The organism is Nitrosomonas sp. (assembly GCA_031316255.1).
Taxonomy (GTDB): domain Bacteria; phylum Pseudomonadota; class Gammaproteobacteria; order Burkholderiales; family Nitrosomonadaceae; genus Nitrosomonas.
The window spans coordinates 2802214-2818174 of sequence record JALDQW010000001.1 but is presented as its reverse complement, the minus strand read 5'-3'; the positions used below and the strand labels follow the sequence as shown (position 1 = coordinate 2818174).

Annotated in this window: 18 protein-coding genes; 8 read left to right on the top strand and 10 right to left on the bottom strand. The window is 44.1% G+C overall.

Annotation, left to right across the window (positions count from 1 at the left end):
* Positions 1-4: 4 nt before the first annotated feature.
* The 3 genes from flgD to flgB are packed head-to-tail and all read right to left on the bottom strand — an operon-like array spanning position 5 to position 1496.
* Positions 5-670: a flagellar hook assembly protein FlgD gene (gene flgD, locus MRK00_12605; protein ID MDR4518211.1), complete on the bottom strand. Its 666-nt coding sequence runs from the start codon at positions 668-670 to the stop codon at positions 5-7.
* Positions 671-684: 14 nt separating this feature from the next.
* Positions 685-1089: a flagellar basal body rod protein FlgC gene (gene flgC / locus MRK00_12600; GenBank protein MDR4518210.1), complete on the bottom strand. Its 405-nt coding sequence runs from the start codon at positions 1087-1089 to the stop codon at positions 685-687.
* Positions 1090-1091: 2 nt separating this feature from the next.
* Positions 1092-1496: a flagellar basal body rod protein FlgB gene (flgB, locus tag MRK00_12595; protein ID MDR4518209.1), complete on the bottom strand. Its 405-nt coding sequence runs from the start codon at positions 1494-1496 to the stop codon at positions 1092-1094.
* 210 nt (positions 1497-1706) lie between these two features.
* Here flgB and flgA point away from each other — a divergent pair, with 210 nt between their 5' ends.
* From flgA to MRK00_12570, 5 genes are all read left to right on the top strand, one after another.
* A complete protein-coding gene (gene flgA, locus MRK00_12590; protein ID MDR4518208.1) occupies positions 1707-2423 on the top strand; it encodes a flagellar basal body P-ring formation protein FlgA in 717 nt (238 codons plus the stop codon).
* 149 nt (positions 2424-2572) lie between these two features.
* Positions 2573-2821: an acyl carrier protein gene (locus tag MRK00_12585; GenBank protein MDR4518207.1), complete on the top strand. Its 249-nt coding sequence runs from the start codon at positions 2573-2575 to the stop codon at positions 2819-2821.
* Positions 2822-2842: 21 nt separating this feature from the next.
* Positions 2843-4735, top strand: coding sequence for an HAD-IIIC family phosphatase (locus MRK00_12580; protein MDR4518206.1), 1893 nt, complete (start codon positions 2843-2845; stop codon positions 4733-4735).
* 19 nt (positions 4736-4754) lie between these two features.
* Entirely contained in the window at positions 4755-6209 is a 1455-nt protein-coding gene (locus tag MRK00_12575; protein ID MDR4518205.1) for an SDR family NAD(P)-dependent oxidoreductase, read from the top strand.
* Positions 6210-6212: 3 nt separating this feature from the next.
* Entirely contained in the window at positions 6213-7091 is an 879-nt protein-coding gene (locus tag MRK00_12570) for a hypothetical protein (protein ID MDR4518204.1), read from the top strand.
* 27 nt (positions 7092-7118) lie between these two features.
* Here MRK00_12570 and MRK00_12565 read toward each other — a convergent pair whose 3' ends face one another.
* On the bottom strand, positions 7119-7358 hold the full coding sequence (locus tag MRK00_12565) for a DUF465 domain-containing protein (GenBank protein ID MDR4518203.1): 240 nt from the start codon (positions 7356-7358) through the stop codon (positions 7119-7121).
* A 196-nt stretch (positions 7359-7554) separates the two neighbouring features.
* The gene (locus tag MRK00_12560; protein ID MDR4518202.1) at positions 7555-7935 is read right to left on the bottom strand and encodes a DUF393 domain-containing protein; all 381 of its coding nucleotides are present in this window, start codon (positions 7933-7935) and stop codon (positions 7555-7557) included.
* Positions 7936-8255: 320 nt separating this feature from the next.
* On the opposite strand from MRK00_12560, the gene MRK00_12555 reads away from it, so the two are divergent.
* Complete coding sequence (locus MRK00_12555; protein ID MDR4518201.1) at positions 8256-9251, top strand: galactose oxidase; 996 nt, start codon at positions 8256-8258, stop codon at positions 9249-9251.
* A 213-nt stretch (positions 9252-9464) separates the two neighbouring features.
* Positions 9465-9809, top strand: coding sequence for a metal-binding protein SmbP (locus MRK00_12550; GenBank protein MDR4518200.1), 345 nt, complete (start codon positions 9465-9467; stop codon positions 9807-9809).
* 80 nt (positions 9810-9889) lie between these two features.
* Here the strand turns inward: MRK00_12550 and rpoH are convergent, their stop codons facing one another.
* The 4 genes from rpoH to ftsY form a co-directional block, all read right to left on the bottom strand.
* Complete coding sequence (gene rpoH, locus MRK00_12545) at positions 9890-10735, bottom strand: RNA polymerase sigma factor RpoH (GenBank protein MDR4518199.1); 846 nt, start codon at positions 10733-10735, stop codon at positions 9890-9892.
* Positions 10736-10886: 151 nt separating this feature from the next.
* On the bottom strand, positions 10887-11795 hold the full coding sequence (gene ftsX, locus MRK00_12540; GenBank protein MDR4518198.1) for a permease-like cell division protein FtsX: 909 nt from the start codon (positions 11793-11795) through the stop codon (positions 10887-10889).
* A complete protein-coding gene (gene ftsE, locus MRK00_12535) occupies positions 11792-12445 on the bottom strand; it encodes a cell division ATP-binding protein FtsE (GenBank protein ID MDR4518197.1) in 654 nt (217 codons plus the stop codon). Before ftsE ends, ftsX begins: the two co-directional genes overlap by 4 nt.
* A gap of 146 nt (positions 12446-12591) precedes the next feature.
* Positions 12592-13749 (bottom strand): signal recognition particle-docking protein FtsY, encoded by a 1158-nt coding sequence (ftsY, locus tag MRK00_12530; protein MDR4518196.1) that lies wholly within the window; start codon positions 13747-13749, stop codon positions 12592-12594.
* 81 nt (positions 13750-13830) lie between these two features.
* Here ftsY and MRK00_12525 point away from each other — a divergent pair, with 81 nt between their 5' ends.
* On the top strand, positions 13831-15225 hold the full coding sequence (locus MRK00_12525) for an insulinase family protein (GenBank protein MDR4518195.1): 1395 nt from the start codon (positions 13831-13833) through the stop codon (positions 15223-15225).
* A gap of 187 nt (positions 15226-15412) precedes the next feature.
* On the opposite strand, the gene MRK00_12520 is transcribed toward MRK00_12525, so the two are convergent.
* Complete coding sequence (locus MRK00_12520) at positions 15413-15925, bottom strand: hypothetical protein (protein ID MDR4518194.1); 513 nt, start codon at positions 15923-15925, stop codon at positions 15413-15415.
* Positions 15926-15961: the final 36 nt, after the last annotated feature.

The following is a 15961-nucleotide window of genomic DNA, read 5'->3' as shown; positions in this document are numbered from 1 at the left end:
CTTCTTAAAATATTTGTTTAATATCTGTCATGCCGACGAGACCAAGGTTGCCCATATCCAGTACCGCATCATGTTCGCCGGGAGATACACTTTTGACGAGGCCGAGTGCTAGTTGGTTGACAGGAATTTCTCGATCACCCTGTTTGGCACTAATGGTAAAGCTGTAATTGCCATTGGCCGCCAGACTGCCGCTATCCGTAACGCCATCCCAGACAAATGTATTCACACCGGATGCCTGCGCGCCCAAATCGAGTGTGCGTACCGCGATACCTGAGCCGTCAAGTATGGTCACACTTAACTGATCCACCGATTGCGGAAGCTCATATCCACCGACGGCAGCATTTTCTTCAAGGGACAGCGCTGAACCAGGTACCAAAGCTTTATGACCGATCAGATTTGCCGCTTCCATTGTTCGACTGTCTTCGATTCCAGACAATAAAAGTTGCAACGTATCGTTCAGTTTGTCTATGCCGGTCACCGTACTGATTTGTGCAAGCTGACTGGTTACTTCCGCATTATCCAACGGGTTAAGTGGATCCTGATTTTGCATTTGTGTAACAAGCAGCTTTAAAAACCGGTCCTGAGGATTTTCAATACTGTTTTTTTCTGATTTGACAGTGCTATTTGCTGCCTGAAATATCTGCTTGCTCGTTTCCTGTACCGAATTCATACCTGTTCGTCTCCTTACTGACCGATGGTGAGCGTTTTTTGCAATAAAGACTTGGTTGTGTTCATCATGTCCACATTGTTCTGATACGAACGTGATGCTGACATCATGTTGACCATTTCGTCGACGATATTGACATTCGGTTTGATAATGTAGCCATCCTCGTCGGCGAGTGGATGATTGGGTTCAAAAACCTTTTTCATCGGGGATGAATCATGTACGACACCTGCAACCTTGACACCGCTGGCACCATTTGCATCCGCTTTTAATGTGCTAAATACCACTTGACGCCCACGGTAAGGTTCGCCGGAGGAATTTGTAACACTATCGGCGTTTGAAAGATTGCTGGCAACCACATTCAAACGATGAGATTGTGCAGTCATTGCCGAACTTGCAATATCAAATACCTTGAACAATGACATGATTAGCGCTCCTGTATCGCTGTCAGCAGGTTCCTGAATTGTCCGCTGATAAAAGTCAGACTTGCGTCATATTTAATAGAGTTATTGGCAAAACGAGTGCGTTCTGCGTCCATATCAACGGTATTTCCATCCGCACTGGGCTGTAATGGCACACGATAAAGAATATTGCTGCTTATGCCGTTTCCTCTATTGTTGTTGATATGCATGGGTGAAGTTGTTGAGAGTGTTGTTGCCGGCGTTGTTGAAGAAAGCTTTTCCTTGAGCACACTTGAGAAATCAATATCTTTAGCTTTAAAATTGGGTGTGTCAGCGTTGGCAATATTACTGGCGAGCAGTTCCTGCCTTGCTGCCCTGAGTCCCAATGCCTGCTGGTGAAAGTGAACTGCTTTGTCTAGTTTGCTGATCATTTGAATTCCTGATTAAATGTTCTATTTTCTTTTAAGCATTTTCTGTGCCAACAATACTATTGCATTTATGCTGTTAATGAATGAATGAAAAGCATGTGAAACTGCCTTTAACTCAAAATTCAGTGAAAACTATTTTTCTTTAATATATGACTGAGACGGCAAAAATTGCCGGTTAAGGCAAAATGCGGCAAAAATTATTGGGAAAATATGATGCGACACGCTAGCTTGAAATTCTGCGTATTCTTGATATGCGCAAAACTTTCTTTTCAATTGTTTGCTGAAAATCAGCATGTGTTATCGCAATATCAGGAGATACCACTCATCCAAAAAGCAATTGAGGAGTTTATTTACAGCCATACTATCGGTTCTGCTGGTGAAGTCAAAGTTGAAGTAGGACAGATCGACAAGCGAATTACATTGCCTAAATGTGCAAAACTTTCGCCTTTCATGCCACCTGGCAGCCGTTTATGGGGAAAAACCTCGGTGGGTGTGCGCTGTGAAGAGCAGGAATCCTGGACAATATATGTGCAAGCGGAAGTTAAAATTATGGCAGATGTATTGCATATTGCACGGCCAGTGTCGCGTGACCAGATAATTGATTATGGCGATGTTGCGCTTCAGATTGTTAATCTGACACAAATGCCCGAAGGCGTCCTAACATCGTATACACAGGCTGTCGGGAAGATCGCCGTAACGAATCTGTCCTCAGGACAACCTTTGCGTCAAAATATGCTGCGGGCGCCCTATGTCATTTTGAGAGGCCAAAATGTAAAACTAATGGTTAAAGGCCGTGGATTTAGTGTCAGTTCAGAAGGCCATGCACTGTCAGATGCCGCTGAAGGACAAGTTGTTCAAATACGAAATCCGTCGGGTCGTATAATAAGTGGTCTTGCAAGGCATAATTCTATTGTTGAAGTGAGCCCATAAGATTGATCTGCCGGGAACATTAAACACCGTTAACACTATCTTTGGTTAACAAGCTAAAATTGCAAGGTGGAATAATTACATCCAATAGTATTTATTGACAACCAAGTAGCGTACAACTGACTTTCTTAATAATTTGGAAGATTCGAATAATGAAGCAAGACAAGGCAGAAATACTCGAGCAGCTGGAACTGATTTTTCAGGATACTTTTACGGAAATTAATCATACTTTTTCAATTGATATGGCACGAGATGATATTGAAGAGTGGGACAGTTTGAGTCATATCCGATTGTTGACTGCTATTGAAGCAGGTTTCGGCGTCCAGTTCGATCTTGATGAAATAACGAACATGAACAACGTAGCCACTATTGTGGACCTATTAAGCGAGAAGTTACAATAAAATACTTTTTTCTGATTTCTCATGCACGATCTTCCTTGGTTACTCAAGCCCACAGATAATTTTAATGAACGCTGCTCCATGCTGGCAAGCCACAAAGAACCAGTTAGAGAAATACTTGCATTAGCAAATTGTGCGTTAACCATTAATCAATCCAATCGCTTATATCGAGCCATACAAAAACTCAGCGCAGAAATACGTGCTGTACTGTACGGCACATTGACACCATTTAAATTAGGAATCGTGAGCAATGCCACAATGGATTTGATAACGCCACCACTGGTAACTGCGGCAATGCGAAATGGCGTGAACCTTGAAGTAATAATTGCAGATTTCGGGCAAGTGGCGCAAGAAGCATTAGATCCGGCTTCAAAACTCAATCAATCAAAACTGGATGCCGTTTTGCTGGCACTCGATTATCGCGCTTATTCCTTTTTTGCCAAAGATTCTGCCCCTTTTGAAGGCAAATCCAGTCATAAGGCATTTTCATATTTGCAGCAAATCAGGGAATCATTTACAAATAATGGCGGTATGATTTGTATAACGCAAACACTCGCCTGCCCGCCCTATGAATTAAGTGGAAATTTTGATGCCCAGCTTGATGGCATGTTACGTAGGTCTATCACCGAATTTAATCTCACATTGGCCAACGATGTAAGAAACAGTGCCGATGTTATGCTCGATGTTTCAACAATGGCCAATATGGTCGGCACTTGCCAATGGTTTGACGAAAGGCAATGGTATACGTCAAGGGTTCCGATGGCCAATACATTCATCCCGTTTTATGCTGAGTATTTGACAAAATTGATCACAGCATTACGTGGCAAAAGCAAGAAATGCCTGGTACTTGATCTGGACAATACACTATGGGGCGGTGTAATTGGTGATGACGGATTGGAAGGAATCCACATCGGACAAGGGCATCCAATCGGCGAATCCTTTTTAGCGATTCAACACTGGGTAAAAACGTTAAAAGAACTGGGTGTTATTATAGCGGTATGCTCCAAGAATGAAAAAAATACCGCCCTGGAAGTATTTCAGAAACATTCTGGGATGTTGTTGCAGGAAGAGGATTTCGCAGTTTTTATCGCCAACTGGGAAGATAAAGCGTCGAATATTCGTCGTATAGCAGAAATACTGAATATTGGACTCGATGCTATTGTTTTTGTCGACGATAATCCGGCAGAACGCGAAATTATCCGGACAATGTTGCCTGAAATCAGTGTACCGGAATTACCCAAAGATCCTTCACAGTTTCTGGGAATATTATGCGCGGCACGTTATTTTGAGAAAATTGATTTTACCGCTGATGACGCGCAACGCAATGCGCAGTATGCCAGTAATTTCCGGCGCCAGGAAATTCAGAAGACCGCACCCAGTCTGGAAGACTATCTGATTTCTCTGGAGATGCACATACGTTTTGCACCTTTCGATGAAATGGGCCGTAAACGCGTGGTACAGCTGATTAACAAAACCAACCAGTTTAATTTGACGACATATCGCTATACTGAAGCCGAGGTGCTACAGTTTGAAGAATCAGACCAAAATATAACCTTTCAAATCCACTTGCAGGATAAATTTGGTGATAATGGCATGATCAGTGTTGTCATTTGCAGAATCAATGGCGATTGTCTGGAAATCGATACCTGGTTGATGAGTTGCCGGGTCATTAAGCGCAGAGTTGAGGAAGCAGTATGCGATGAATTGGTTGCACTTGCGCGTTCAAAAGGTATGCATAAACTGCGCGGATTTTACCGTCCGACAGAAAAAAACAAACTCGTTAAGGAGCATTATCCACAACTCGGATTTGAATTTGCTTATTCGAATGATTCCGGGGAAGTTTGGGAGCTTTCAATTGAACAATATCAAAAACGAAATCCTCCGATTAAGGTGGAAAAATCGTCTGTAATAGTATAAAAGCGGTTAATAAAATAAAATGAGCTGGAAAAACATAGGAGCATTTCAGGTTGATCAGGCGACAAGCTGCCAATTTGCGCAAGCTTCGGGTGATTTTAATCCGTTGCATGTTGACCCCATACTCGCACGCCGTTATCAGTATGGTTCAACTGTGATTCATGGGGTCTGCGGCATTCTTAAAGCGCTTGACATACTTCTCATGAATTTGGACCGCCCTGTGTCTTTGACCGCTATAAAAGCTCACTTTACCAGGCCTATTTTACATGGCGATCATGTTGAAGTATTCAGCTATCAATCAACATGGCATGATCAAAAGCTGCGATTGTCGGTTCATGGCAGGCGTGCTCAGGATATCACCTTGGTATTAACGGAGAACGGCAAAGGGCCTGAAATTACAAAAAATGCACCCATTTCAGCGAGTAAGCCGCAACCCGTGGTGTTAGGGTTTGAAGATGCACTGGGTATGGAAAGTACATTCGACTTGGTTTGGAATCCAGAATTAATGCAAATTTTGTTCCCGCATGCCAAACAATTCCTGCCTGATTATCAAGCAGCGGTATTACTGGGATTGACCAGGATTGTCGGCATGAAATGCCCGGGATTACACTCAGTTTTTGCCGGATTAAATGTTCATTTTGTTCAGAATCCGTCAGTCAGCGATGTAAAGATGCATTTTAACGTCACAAAAAATGATAGCCGCTTCTCCATGATTACACTCGGTGTAACGCATAATACTGCAAATGGTGAAATCACTGCGCTTTTTCGGCCCAAGCCGGTTTCCCAGGAAAAGTATATTGAATTACAGGCGATTGTACCGAAAAATCAATTCGCAAATCAAAAGGCGCTTATTATTGGTGGATCGCGCGGTATCGGAGAAGTTACGGCAAAATTGATAGCGGCTGGCGGCGGCCATCCCGTGATTACATACTATCGGGGCAAGGATGACGCGGATAGAATAGTCAGCGACATCCGATCACATGGTGGAAAATGCGATGCGGTTTCCTACGATGTCTTGTCACCTTCAAAAACTGTGAACATGGACTGTTCCGCAGATGAACGTGTAACGCATATTTATTACTTTGCTTCTCCGTTGATTGAAAAAGGTGAACACCTGGTTTGGGATGATGCGGTTTTTCAGAAATTCTGCAATTATTATCTAAGCGGTTTCGGGCAATTAATAGAAAACTTTCTATCTGATTCCTTGTATGCCAAACAGAAAATGACAGTATTTGTCCCTTCTACAATTTTTCTGGATCAACCACAAAAGGAATTCAATGAATATATTGCAGCAAAAGCTGCAGTTGAAGCCCTGATTCGGCAACTGACTGTTAAATTGCCGAACTGGAAATTTATGATCCCCCGGTTACCCAGAATGCTGACCGATCAAACAAGCGGCGTAAATATAGACTCGTCGCAAAAAACAGCCGAAGTTATGCTGGACGCCCTTACCTCACTGGATAACCCTTCCGATTAAACAATGTCAAGTAACCAATTTACTGCCGACAAAACGGTATTATGCCCGATCAGTATCAACGATCTTGATGAAGTTGCATGTTTCTTACATCACCATATGAGCGACCGGTTTACACCGCAGCAATGGAAGCAAGGGATCAGTAGATCGTGGTTATCAGATGCGCCAAATTATGGCTTCATGTTAAGAAATAACGCCCAGATCGTGGGTGTTCTATGTGCCATTTATTCTGAACAAAATATTGCAGGTAGCCAGAGGCGGTTTTGTAATCCGCATAGCTGGTGTGTGCTTTCTGATTTTCGCACACGCAGTATTGACTTGGTGTTAGCGTTAATTCGTCAGAAAGGATACACGTTTACCATGTTTTCACCGAATAAAGAAGGCGTGGAAATTTTTAAGTATTTAAAATTCAAACCATTGAATGATGCGCTTTTGATATTTCTTAATGTGCCGTCAGTAAGCGGATCGGGCAAAGTGGTAAGCCATCTGGATATTGAACAAGCAAAAATGCATTTGCCGGCCCATATTGCGCAACAGTATACTGATCATGCTGATTTTCCATGGCTTAAATTCCTGTTCTTCAGTGAGAAAGATCAGTATGGGTTTTTGATTTATAAAAAACAGCACTATAAAAGACTGGCGAGTGCATGGATTATGTATATTAGCGATACTGCATTGTTTAGCCGCTGCTGGCCCGCCATACGCACGCACTTGCTACTCAAGCATGGATTCTTCACCAGCAAAATAGAAGCTCGTCTATTAGACCACCTTATGCAAGTCAGGTTAAAACCGCAACCGGGCCATCAGAAGTTTTACATGAGCGAAGAATTATCAGCCGATAACATTCAAAATTTATACAGTGAACTAGTTACACTTGACCTATAATTTCAGCAACTCCCTCACGTTCAATAACTATGTATGGAGGATCATTTCATAGAGCCGGTCCTTTAACAACAAACGTTTCTTTTTTAAATCTTCCAGATATTCGTCGGATGTATTTTCCACACCCTCCTCTATACGGCGAACTTCCCGGTTTATATCGTGATATTGCTCAAACATTTTTGCGAAATGGGCATTACCAACCTTCAACGCATGAATGCGTTCATGATGTTCAGGAAACTCATGATGTAAATCATGTTTCTCAGGTATCATCTAATCCTCTTATAATTTTATTGACAAAAATTAAGATTTGCTTTGATAAAATTCTTTCATTATCTATTGATTCTAATAAAATTCACACTGATTTAGATCAAAACCAAATACTATCATAGCCATATCCAACAAATAGCAGTCATTTGCAAATAATCATCAAGTTAACCAGAAAAATATTCCAAAAACCTGTATTTTCTCATTCCGATTCCAAGCGCCCACTTGCCTTTAGCCGGCGTTCAACCATCCCCCTGTAAAGCATTGACAATAAAGGCCGAATCACTGGCAAACCGATCAACCAAGCAAGCGGCTTTAGACGGGGCACACGACTCATCAGCAAAATATAGGCATCCAGTTCAGATAGAACATTCTGATGCTGATCACTGACATGCAGCTCAGTCATGGCTTTGTACGGATCAATCCCAAGATTACGCAATTGCTCATCTTGCCCCGTTATATCAAACCAGCAAACGTCTTCACCTGCTTTACTTGCCATTTTCTCGTAACTTTCTCTATCTTTAACACAACTGGAACAGGCGCCGTCATAATAGACGGTAATTTTGTTTTTGCTTCGATCCATCTCGACCCCTTTACAGAAAACGTTGAATACAGACAATAGTACTTAGGAAAAGTATCCGGCACCATAGCCACCGCAAAGACAAATTGTACTTTTCATAATTTAATGAAATGTAACCGTAACAGCAATTTAAAATAGTTGAGAACCCGCATCAGGGCAATTTTGGGTTGATAACAAGAGTCTCAAGATAATCGATGTTTTATCGATCAATCATGCAGTTATTCTGCTCATCAATCCCTCGCAATCCTTAAGCATTGCAGCATTCTAATCTTGTAGTATCTTACCTACAGACCAACCGGATTTTAAAAACAGGAAAACACCACATGTTAAAGCACAAAACGATACCAGCAACATTCATTGTCCTTTTTTTACTTACAAATACAATACCGGTCATAGCCGAATCTGCAACCGGCACCTGGAACCAAGGTGCGTCCGCACCCACCAAGCGCACTGAAATCGCCGCTGCAGCACTCGATGGCAAAATCTATGCCGTGGGTGGTTTTAATCAACCAAGACTGAGTAGCGTTCTGGATTTTGCGATCAGCCGCGATGTTGAAATATATGACCCGGCAACAGACATCTGGTCAACAACAACGCCATTACCTGAAGGACGGCACCATGCCGGTATTGCTGCAGTTGATGGCTTTCTGTATATCATCGGCGGATTTTCAAAATCAGGTTTTTCTGTCTGGCACGCAGTAAATACGGTCTATCAGTTTAACCCAGCCACACAGATTTGGCGAAAAGTAGCTCCAATGCCCACAGCTCGCGGCGCGCTTGGTGTAGCTGTTTATCAGGGAAAAATATACGCCATAGGCGGTTATGATGGGAAACAAAACTCAGGCGCAAATGAAATTTATGACCCAAAAACCGATAGCTGGTCAGCAGCCGCACCACTTATGGCGCCCCGCGATCACCTGGCCGTTGCTACAGCGGCTTCCAGAATCTATGCTATCGGCGGCCGATCCAATTTAAAATATCGGCAGAATACAAGCGTGGTGGAATCGTATAATCCCGACACCAACCAGTGGCAATACAAAGCCAGTTTACCCACTGCACGCAGCGGAATTGGCGCTGGCGTTATCAATGGTCAGATATACGTGCTCGGCGGAGAATCCGGCGAAGGAACATTTAACCAAAACGAAAGCTATCGCCCTGATGAAAACCGCTGGGTAACGCTGGCGCCCATGCCAACTGCACGTCATGGACTGGGAGTAGCAGTCGTCAACGAACGGCTCTACGCAATCGGCGGCGGAACCTCGCCGGGCGCATCCTTTAGCCAAATCAATGAAATCTTTGCACCAGAAGAGCCTTTATAGCATCGCTAAATGCTCAAATTTGTCAACACTACCGCGAATCATCGTTATTACTGCAACGTCCCTAGGTATTCATACTTATGTTTTTCTTCGTTGCTTTATGTTATAAGTATATCCATGTGCTTGTTTAAGAATTTTATGTAGTAATAAAATGCAAGCGCATTTACACAGGGCTATCCATATAAATTCATAGCTACATACAATAAGGAGATCATTATGAAACAGGTATCAACGACATTGGCAATTGGCGTTTTGGCTTTGTTCCTGAGCAATCAAGCATTGGCTTCCGACGCTGGACATACTTCTGAAGCCATGGAGCATGCTGGGCAAGCGCTTGCACATGGTGAAGACGGCCATGCAGACGTAATGGTAAAACATGCGGAAAAAGCTTTGCATCATGCAAAAGCAGCTGAAAAAGCACATGCTGAAGCGCATGAGCATATGTCCGAAGCCCTTAAGCATATGGAAGAGTCAATCAAGCACGGCAAAATGGGACATGCTGAAGAAGGCGCAAAACATATGCAGGAAGCGATTAAGCATATGCGCCATTCAGGTCATTAATTCACAAACCAGATTTATATTCATAAAAAAACCCTCATTACTTCTGAGGGTTTTTTTATGCGGTGTCAGGACTGCGCCACTTACTCTGTTATCATCACATGGCGTATTTTCTGAATAGCCTTTGCTTCGATCTGACGCACCCGTTCAGCCGAAACACCCAACTCTTCAGCCAATTCATGCAATGTTGCAGTATCTTCTTCCCTAAGCCAGCGTGCCTCTATAATATGACGGCTGCGTTCATCAAGACTGGCAAGTGACTGCTGCAAACCTTCACCGCGCATAAACCTGTCCTGTGCAGCCTCGAGCACCTGCGATGGATCCGAACCATCCGTTAGATAAGCAATTGGACTATAATTGCTCTCACCTTCATCTTCTGACAACGGTTCAAGTGAAATATCATTGCCATTGAAACGCTTTTCCATCTCAATTACTTCTTCAGGTTTAACATTGAGCTGTTCGGCAACTTCATTGACTTCACGGGGGCTCATGGTATCCAGTCCCTGCTTCATACTGCGCAGATTAAAAAACAGTTTTCGTTGCTGTTTGGTTGTTGCGATTTTGACCAGACGCCAGTTACGCATGATAAATTCGTGGATTTCGGCTTTGATCCAATGCACTGCAAAGGAAACCAAACGAACACCACGTTCAGGATCGAAACGTTTGACAGCTTTCATTAAACCTACATTGCCTTCTTGGATCAAATCTGCTTGTGGCAAACCGTAGCCTTTATATCCTCTTGCAATCGTTACGACAAAACGCAAGTGCGACAAAATCAATCGCTGTGCAGCTTTGATATCATCTTCATCCCGCAAACGTTTTGCCAGTCTCATTTCTTCTTCCTGCGACAAAATAGGAAAGGAATTAACTGACTGGATATAGCTTTCGAGACTTCCTCCCATTGAAGGCATCGTTAAAGCGTACGTCATGGTATTCTCCTTTGTTCCTCTTTTAACAATATAGAAAACTAACATATTTTTATTTTAGCACTCTCATCCTAAGAGTGCGAATTAAACAAATAGTTCATCATTATGTCAAATTAATTCGGCCCTCTTTTTCGCCTCCCCGATCAGCTTCATGTTAGGGTTCGATCTGCCATAAATGACTTGCAACGGATAGGCGCGCACCCAACCAGCTCAACCATGTTGCAAACAGCAACAAACTGATACCGTCTTCCGTCGACAGATGCTTTAAATGCAAATCGATTGAATAAAGCCGGGCAAGTTCCAAGAGTTCATGATTCATCGTTTGCAGCGCCAGTGCAATAATCAACCACGCCGCAATACCTCCCGCCAACCCCTGGATGGCGCCAAAATACAAAAATGGTCGCCGAATAAAACCATCTGTTGCACCGATCAGTTTGGAGACTTCTATCTCCTCTCTTTTTGTCAGTATCTGCAAGCGGATAGTATTGAACATCACTGCAATAATGGCAACGCTGAGCAGTGTAAACAACATCAAAGCAACCACATGACCAAAATTCAGTATCGCATCCAAACGATTAGCCCAGTCCGAATCAAACTGTACATGTTCAATGCCCGGCCACACCTGCATGACGGCACGTAGCTGATCCAGTGCATTAGCACTTGCATCCAGCGTGTCAACGATAAACGCATCGGGCAAAGGGTTATATCCAAGACTACGCATAACATCATTGAGTCCACTATTTTGCTGTAATTGATGTAATGCCTGAGCCTTTGAAACAAATTGAAAACGCACGATCTGATCACTTTCTTCAAGCCGCCGCCTGATTTCATCGATATCTTGTTGTGCAGTATCCTGCTTTAGGAAAAGACTCATTTGCGGTACGGTAGCTGTCTGACCGCTAATTGCATGCAGATTTTCCACAAGGATGTATATACCGGCCGGAAAACTAAACGCAATTCCCATCACCAGAATACTGAGCAAACTGGTAACGGGTGTTAATACAATCCGTTTCAAAGCCAAAACAAACACAAACATATGTTGACTCAACCAGGCTTTAATCATGACATCAGTTTCCCGTGTTGCAACGATAAAATCCGGTGCTGTCTGTCTTCAAGCAATGCCGCATCATGTGTGGCAATTAACACTGTCACACCCACTTGATTGAACAAATGAAACATAGCCATAATGTCGCGCGCATAGGCCATATCGAGATTCCCGGTTGGTTCGTCCGCAATCAGAATAGAAGGCCGGTGTACCACAGCCCGGGCTATGCATAACCGCTGTCTCTCTCCACCGGAAAGCGTGATAGGCATTGATTTTTCCTTTCGTAACAAACCGACTTTATCCAGTGCTGCGCGAACCCGGCTTGCCACAACTGATTGATCAAAACCACTGATCTGCAGCGGCAACAACACATTCTCATATACATTGCGATCAAACAACAGTTTATGATCCTGAAAAACAAAACCGATTTTCCGCCGCAAGAAAGGTAACGCACCGGGTTTAAGCTGGGCGATATTTTGCCCGCTGATTGTAATGCTGCCGGACGTCGGACGCTCCATTGCCGCGATCAATTTCAGCAACGTGCTTTTACCCGCACCCGAATGTCCCGTGACGAAAACCATTTCACCTGCATCGATGTCTAGGTCAACATTGTTCAGCGCAATATAACCGTCTGGAAACCGTTTGCTGACATTTTTAAATTGGATCATTGGCAGTCCGCCCCTTGAATAGCTAATTATTTAGCAGAATATCGAAGCTACCCAAAACATACCAAGACTCAGAAAAATTCGTGTGCATTCGTTCAACCTGTAAGGATACAAATTGTTTTTTTGGACTAAAGGACATCACTAACCCGTTAATCAAATATGGCGTCAACAAACGCTTCAGCATTGAATGGGCGCAAGTCGTCCACGCCCTCACCAACGCCAATGAAGCGCAGTGCAGGCGGATCCTGCGGATACTGGCCGCAGATTGCGGCAACGACGCCGCCTTTAGCCGTGCCGTCGAGTTTGGTCAGAATTAACCCGGTCACATCAAGCGCTTCGTCAAATGCCTGCACCTGGGTAACAGCATTTTGACCGGTATTGGCATCAAGCACCAGCAACACTTCATGCGGCGCATCCGGCATGGCCTTGGCAATGACGCGTTTCACCTTTTTAATTTCTTCCATCAAATGCATCTGCGTCGTTAATCGACCCGCCGTATCCGCCAGGACGATATCGATTCCTCGTGCTTTGGCTGCATTGATTGCATCAAAAATCACGGCAGCCGGATCACTTTTTTTATCTGGACTGCTATCGGGTGCAATAACCGTTACGTCATTACGTTCTCCCCAGGCAATCAACTGTTCGCGTGCAGCAGCTCGAAAGGTATCTCCGGCCGCAAGCAAAACCGACTTGCCCTGTGATTGAAAATATTTGGCCAATTTACCGATTGATGTTGTTTTCCCAACCCCATTCACACCGGTGATCATGACTACAAATGGTTTGTTTGTCGTAGTATCCAGCGATCTTTCAAGGGGTTTCAGCATATTGACGAGCGATTCCTTGAGCGCCAATTTGAGTTGCGCCGCGTCAGCCAGGCCTTTCTTTTTAACTTGTTTGCGCAAATCTTCGAGCAGCCAGGTAGCTGCATCCACACCGGTGTCCGCTGTTAGCAAAATGGTTTCAAGTTCTTCGTAGAGCGCTTCATCGATTTTCCCCCCACCGCTAAATAGACTGGATAATTGTTTACCCAGATTTTGGCGTGTACGCGACAGACCAAACCGGATTTTGCTCGCAAAACTGAGCGGCTTGGCTTCACCTGTTGCTTCGTCTTCTGACTCAGTTGCCGTGCCGGAATGCGATTCCGATTTCTGCTCCGAGTCCGTAGCATATCCAGGTTCAGGCCGGACCACAAGCCTGTCTTCTGCCCCTGCTGCTTTATTTTCAGAGGCTTCGACAACTGCTTCTGATGTTTCAGATTGATCAGGCTGCTCGGGTTTTTTGTTTTTAGATTTAAAAAAATTAAACATTCTGGTAGGCTCTATCCAAGTTGCATTAAATTTTCACACAACTTAATTTTATTCTGTTTAGTCACATTTAGGTAAGCAAAAATGAAACCCGTTCACCCAACAATTTTTTCGATCGGCGCCTTGCTGATCATATTCCAGTTCTGGGCAAATCCAGCAATTGTCACCGCCAACCCGCATGAATTCAGGCTCGATAATGGATTGAGAGTGATCGTCAAAGAAGATCATCGTTCACCCGTTGTCGTTTCATTGCTGATGTACAAGGCTGGCAGCATTGATGAAACAAATGGCGTGACAGGCGTTGCACATGTTCTGGAACATATGATGTTCAAAGGCACAAATAATGTTCCCGGCGGCGAGTTCTCTAAACGCATAGCCGCAGCTGGCGGACGTGACAATGCGTTTACCAGCCGTGATTACACCGGTTATTTCCAGCAACTGCACAAGAATCATCTGCCACTGGCGATGGAACTGGAATCCGACCGCATGCATAACCTATTGCTGACTGATGAAGAATTTTCCAAGGAAATCAATGTTGTCATGGAAGAGCGGCGTTTGCGTACCGATGATCAGGCGCGTTCGTTGCTCTTTGAAAAAATGATGGCGGTAGCCTATCAGTCACACCCATACAAACGCCCGGTCATCGGCTGGATGAACGACCTCGAAAACATGACCGCAGATGATGCACGCAAATGGTACGACCAATGGTATGCGCCCAACAACGCGATACTTGTCATCGTTGGCGATGTCGATCCTGGCAATGTAAAAGCCTTGACGAATAAATACTACGGCGGCATTCCATCACGATCACTGCTTGACATTGACGCACGTAAACCTCAAACCGAACCGTCTCAACTTGGCATTAAACGCATCACCGTAAAAGCGCCAGCGGAGCTGCCTTATCTGATTATGGGTTACCACACGCCCGTCATCCGTGATACTGCAAAAGACTGGGAACCATTTGCACTGGAAATGCTGGAGGGTATACTCGATGGCCATGCTTCTGCACGATTGAATAAATCATTGGTGCGTAATCTCAGGACAGCCAATTCTGTCGGCGCAAGCTATGGCGCTACAGGACGTGGCAACAGCATGTTTATGCTCAGTGGTACGCCAAGCCCCGGCAAGACAGTTGAAGAACTGGAACACGCATTACGCGGTGAAATCAAGAACGTTATTGAAAACAATGTCACTGAAGAAGAACTGAACCGCGTAAAAGCACAGGTAATTGCCAGCCATGTCTATCAATTGGACTCCATCTTTGCGCAGGCCATGCAAATCGGCAGGCTAGAAAGTATCGGACTTTCATATCAGGATATCGATATCATCCTAGAGAAATTACAGGCTGTAACCGCAGACCAAATTCGCACGGTTGCTGAAAAATATTTCAATGACGACAGACTGACTGTCGCCGTGCTCGATCCGCAGCCGCTTGAACAAAAACAGCCCGCCAAAGAACCTTCCGGGTTGCGGCACTAATACACTATTCACATGATATTGCCTAATCCAGTGAGCTTGTCAGTGTCCATGGCAAGCGCGTTACAGGAAATAGTCGTTCTATAGCCAAAAAGTGCAATCTAGCTCATGGGTACTGACAGTTATTGGTGCAAACACCGGGCACACCAATAACTACCATGTCCCACTTAACCCATCCACAATTCAAGCATTAGCCATGATCGCCATGTTTCGCATCACCGTGACTTCCGTGAGGTGAATCATCATCGGCTTCATCATCATGTCCATGCCCGTGATCGTGTTTATGTCCGTGGCCCTCCCCATGACCTTTTTTACCATGGTCGTCTCCATGATCATGCCCTCCTCCATGACCGTGGCCATGGCCATGGCCATGTCCTTCTCCTTTTTCATGACCATGCATATGCTTATGCATATCTTCCATCATCCAATGAATTTCATCCATATCAAGAAAGCGGTCCTTATTTAGATCATGTTTGTCAAACATCTCACCATGATGCTTCATAAATTCTCTTCTGCTAATTTTGCCATCACCGTCAGCATCCATTTTGGACATTTTCTTTTCACAATGTTTACACATATTATGATCATGATCATGATCGTCATCATGCCCCGGACCATGGGCAATAACGGGAGCAGCACTGAATACGAACACAAACAATACAGTGATAATTGCAACGGAAATCCATTTTTTTTGATCGAGCATGTTTTATCTCCTTTTTGTTAACTAATAAATAAAAAA

Excerpts from the sequence above, each read along its gene's own strand:
- flgD (MDR4518211.1), bottom strand. The coding sequence starts at position 670 with ATGAATTCGGTACAGGAAACGAGCAAGCAGATATTTCAGGCAGCAAAT.
- flgC (MDR4518210.1), bottom strand. The coding sequence starts at position 1,089 with ATGTCATTGTTCAAGGTATTTGATATTGCAAGTTCGGCAATGACTGCA.
- flgB (MDR4518209.1), bottom strand. The coding sequence starts at position 1,496 with ATGATCAGCAAACTAGACAAAGCAGTTCACTTTCACCAGCAGGCATTG.
- flgA (MDR4518208.1), top strand. The coding sequence starts at position 1,707 with ATGCGACACGCTAGCTTGAAATTCTGCGTATTCTTGATATGCGCAAAA.
- MRK00_12585 (MDR4518207.1), top strand. The coding sequence starts at position 2,573 with ATGAAGCAAGACAAGGCAGAAATACTCGAGCAGCTGGAACTGATTTTT.
- MRK00_12580 (MDR4518206.1), top strand. The coding sequence starts at position 2,843 with ATGCACGATCTTCCTTGGTTACTCAAGCCCACAGATAATTTTAATGAA.
- MRK00_12575 (MDR4518205.1), top strand. The coding sequence starts at position 4,755 with ATGAGCTGGAAAAACATAGGAGCATTTCAGGTTGATCAGGCGACAAGC.
- MRK00_12570 (MDR4518204.1), top strand. The coding sequence starts at position 6,213 with ATGTCAAGTAACCAATTTACTGCCGACAAAACGGTATTATGCCCGATC.
- MRK00_12565 (MDR4518203.1), bottom strand. The coding sequence starts at position 7,358 with ATGATACCTGAGAAACATGATTTACATCATGAGTTTCCTGAACATCAT.
- MRK00_12560 (MDR4518202.1), bottom strand. The coding sequence starts at position 7,935 with ATGGATCGAAGCAAAAACAAAATTACCGTCTATTATGACGGCGCCTGT.
- MRK00_12555 (MDR4518201.1), top strand. The coding sequence starts at position 8,256 with ATGTTAAAGCACAAAACGATACCAGCAACATTCATTGTCCTTTTTTTA.
- MRK00_12550 (MDR4518200.1), top strand. The coding sequence starts at position 9,465 with ATGAAACAGGTATCAACGACATTGGCAATTGGCGTTTTGGCTTTGTTC.
- rpoH (MDR4518199.1), bottom strand. The coding sequence starts at position 10,735 with ATGACGTACGCTTTAACGATGCCTTCAATGGGAGGAAGTCTCGAAAGC.
- ftsX (MDR4518198.1), bottom strand. The coding sequence starts at position 11,795 with ATGATTAAAGCCTGGTTGAGTCAACATATGTTTGTGTTTGTTTTGGCT.
- ftsE (MDR4518197.1), bottom strand. The coding sequence starts at position 12,445 with ATGATCCAATTTAAAAATGTCAGCAAACGGTTTCCAGACGGTTATATT.
- ftsY (MDR4518196.1), bottom strand. The coding sequence starts at position 13,749 with ATGTTTAATTTTTTTAAATCTAAAAACAAAAAACCCGAGCAGCCTGAT.
- MRK00_12525 (MDR4518195.1), top strand. The coding sequence starts at position 13,831 with ATGAAACCCGTTCACCCAACAATTTTTTCGATCGGCGCCTTGCTGATC.
- MRK00_12520 (MDR4518194.1), bottom strand. The coding sequence starts at position 15,925 with ATGCTCGATCAAAAAAAATGGATTTCCGTTGCAATTATCACTGTATTG.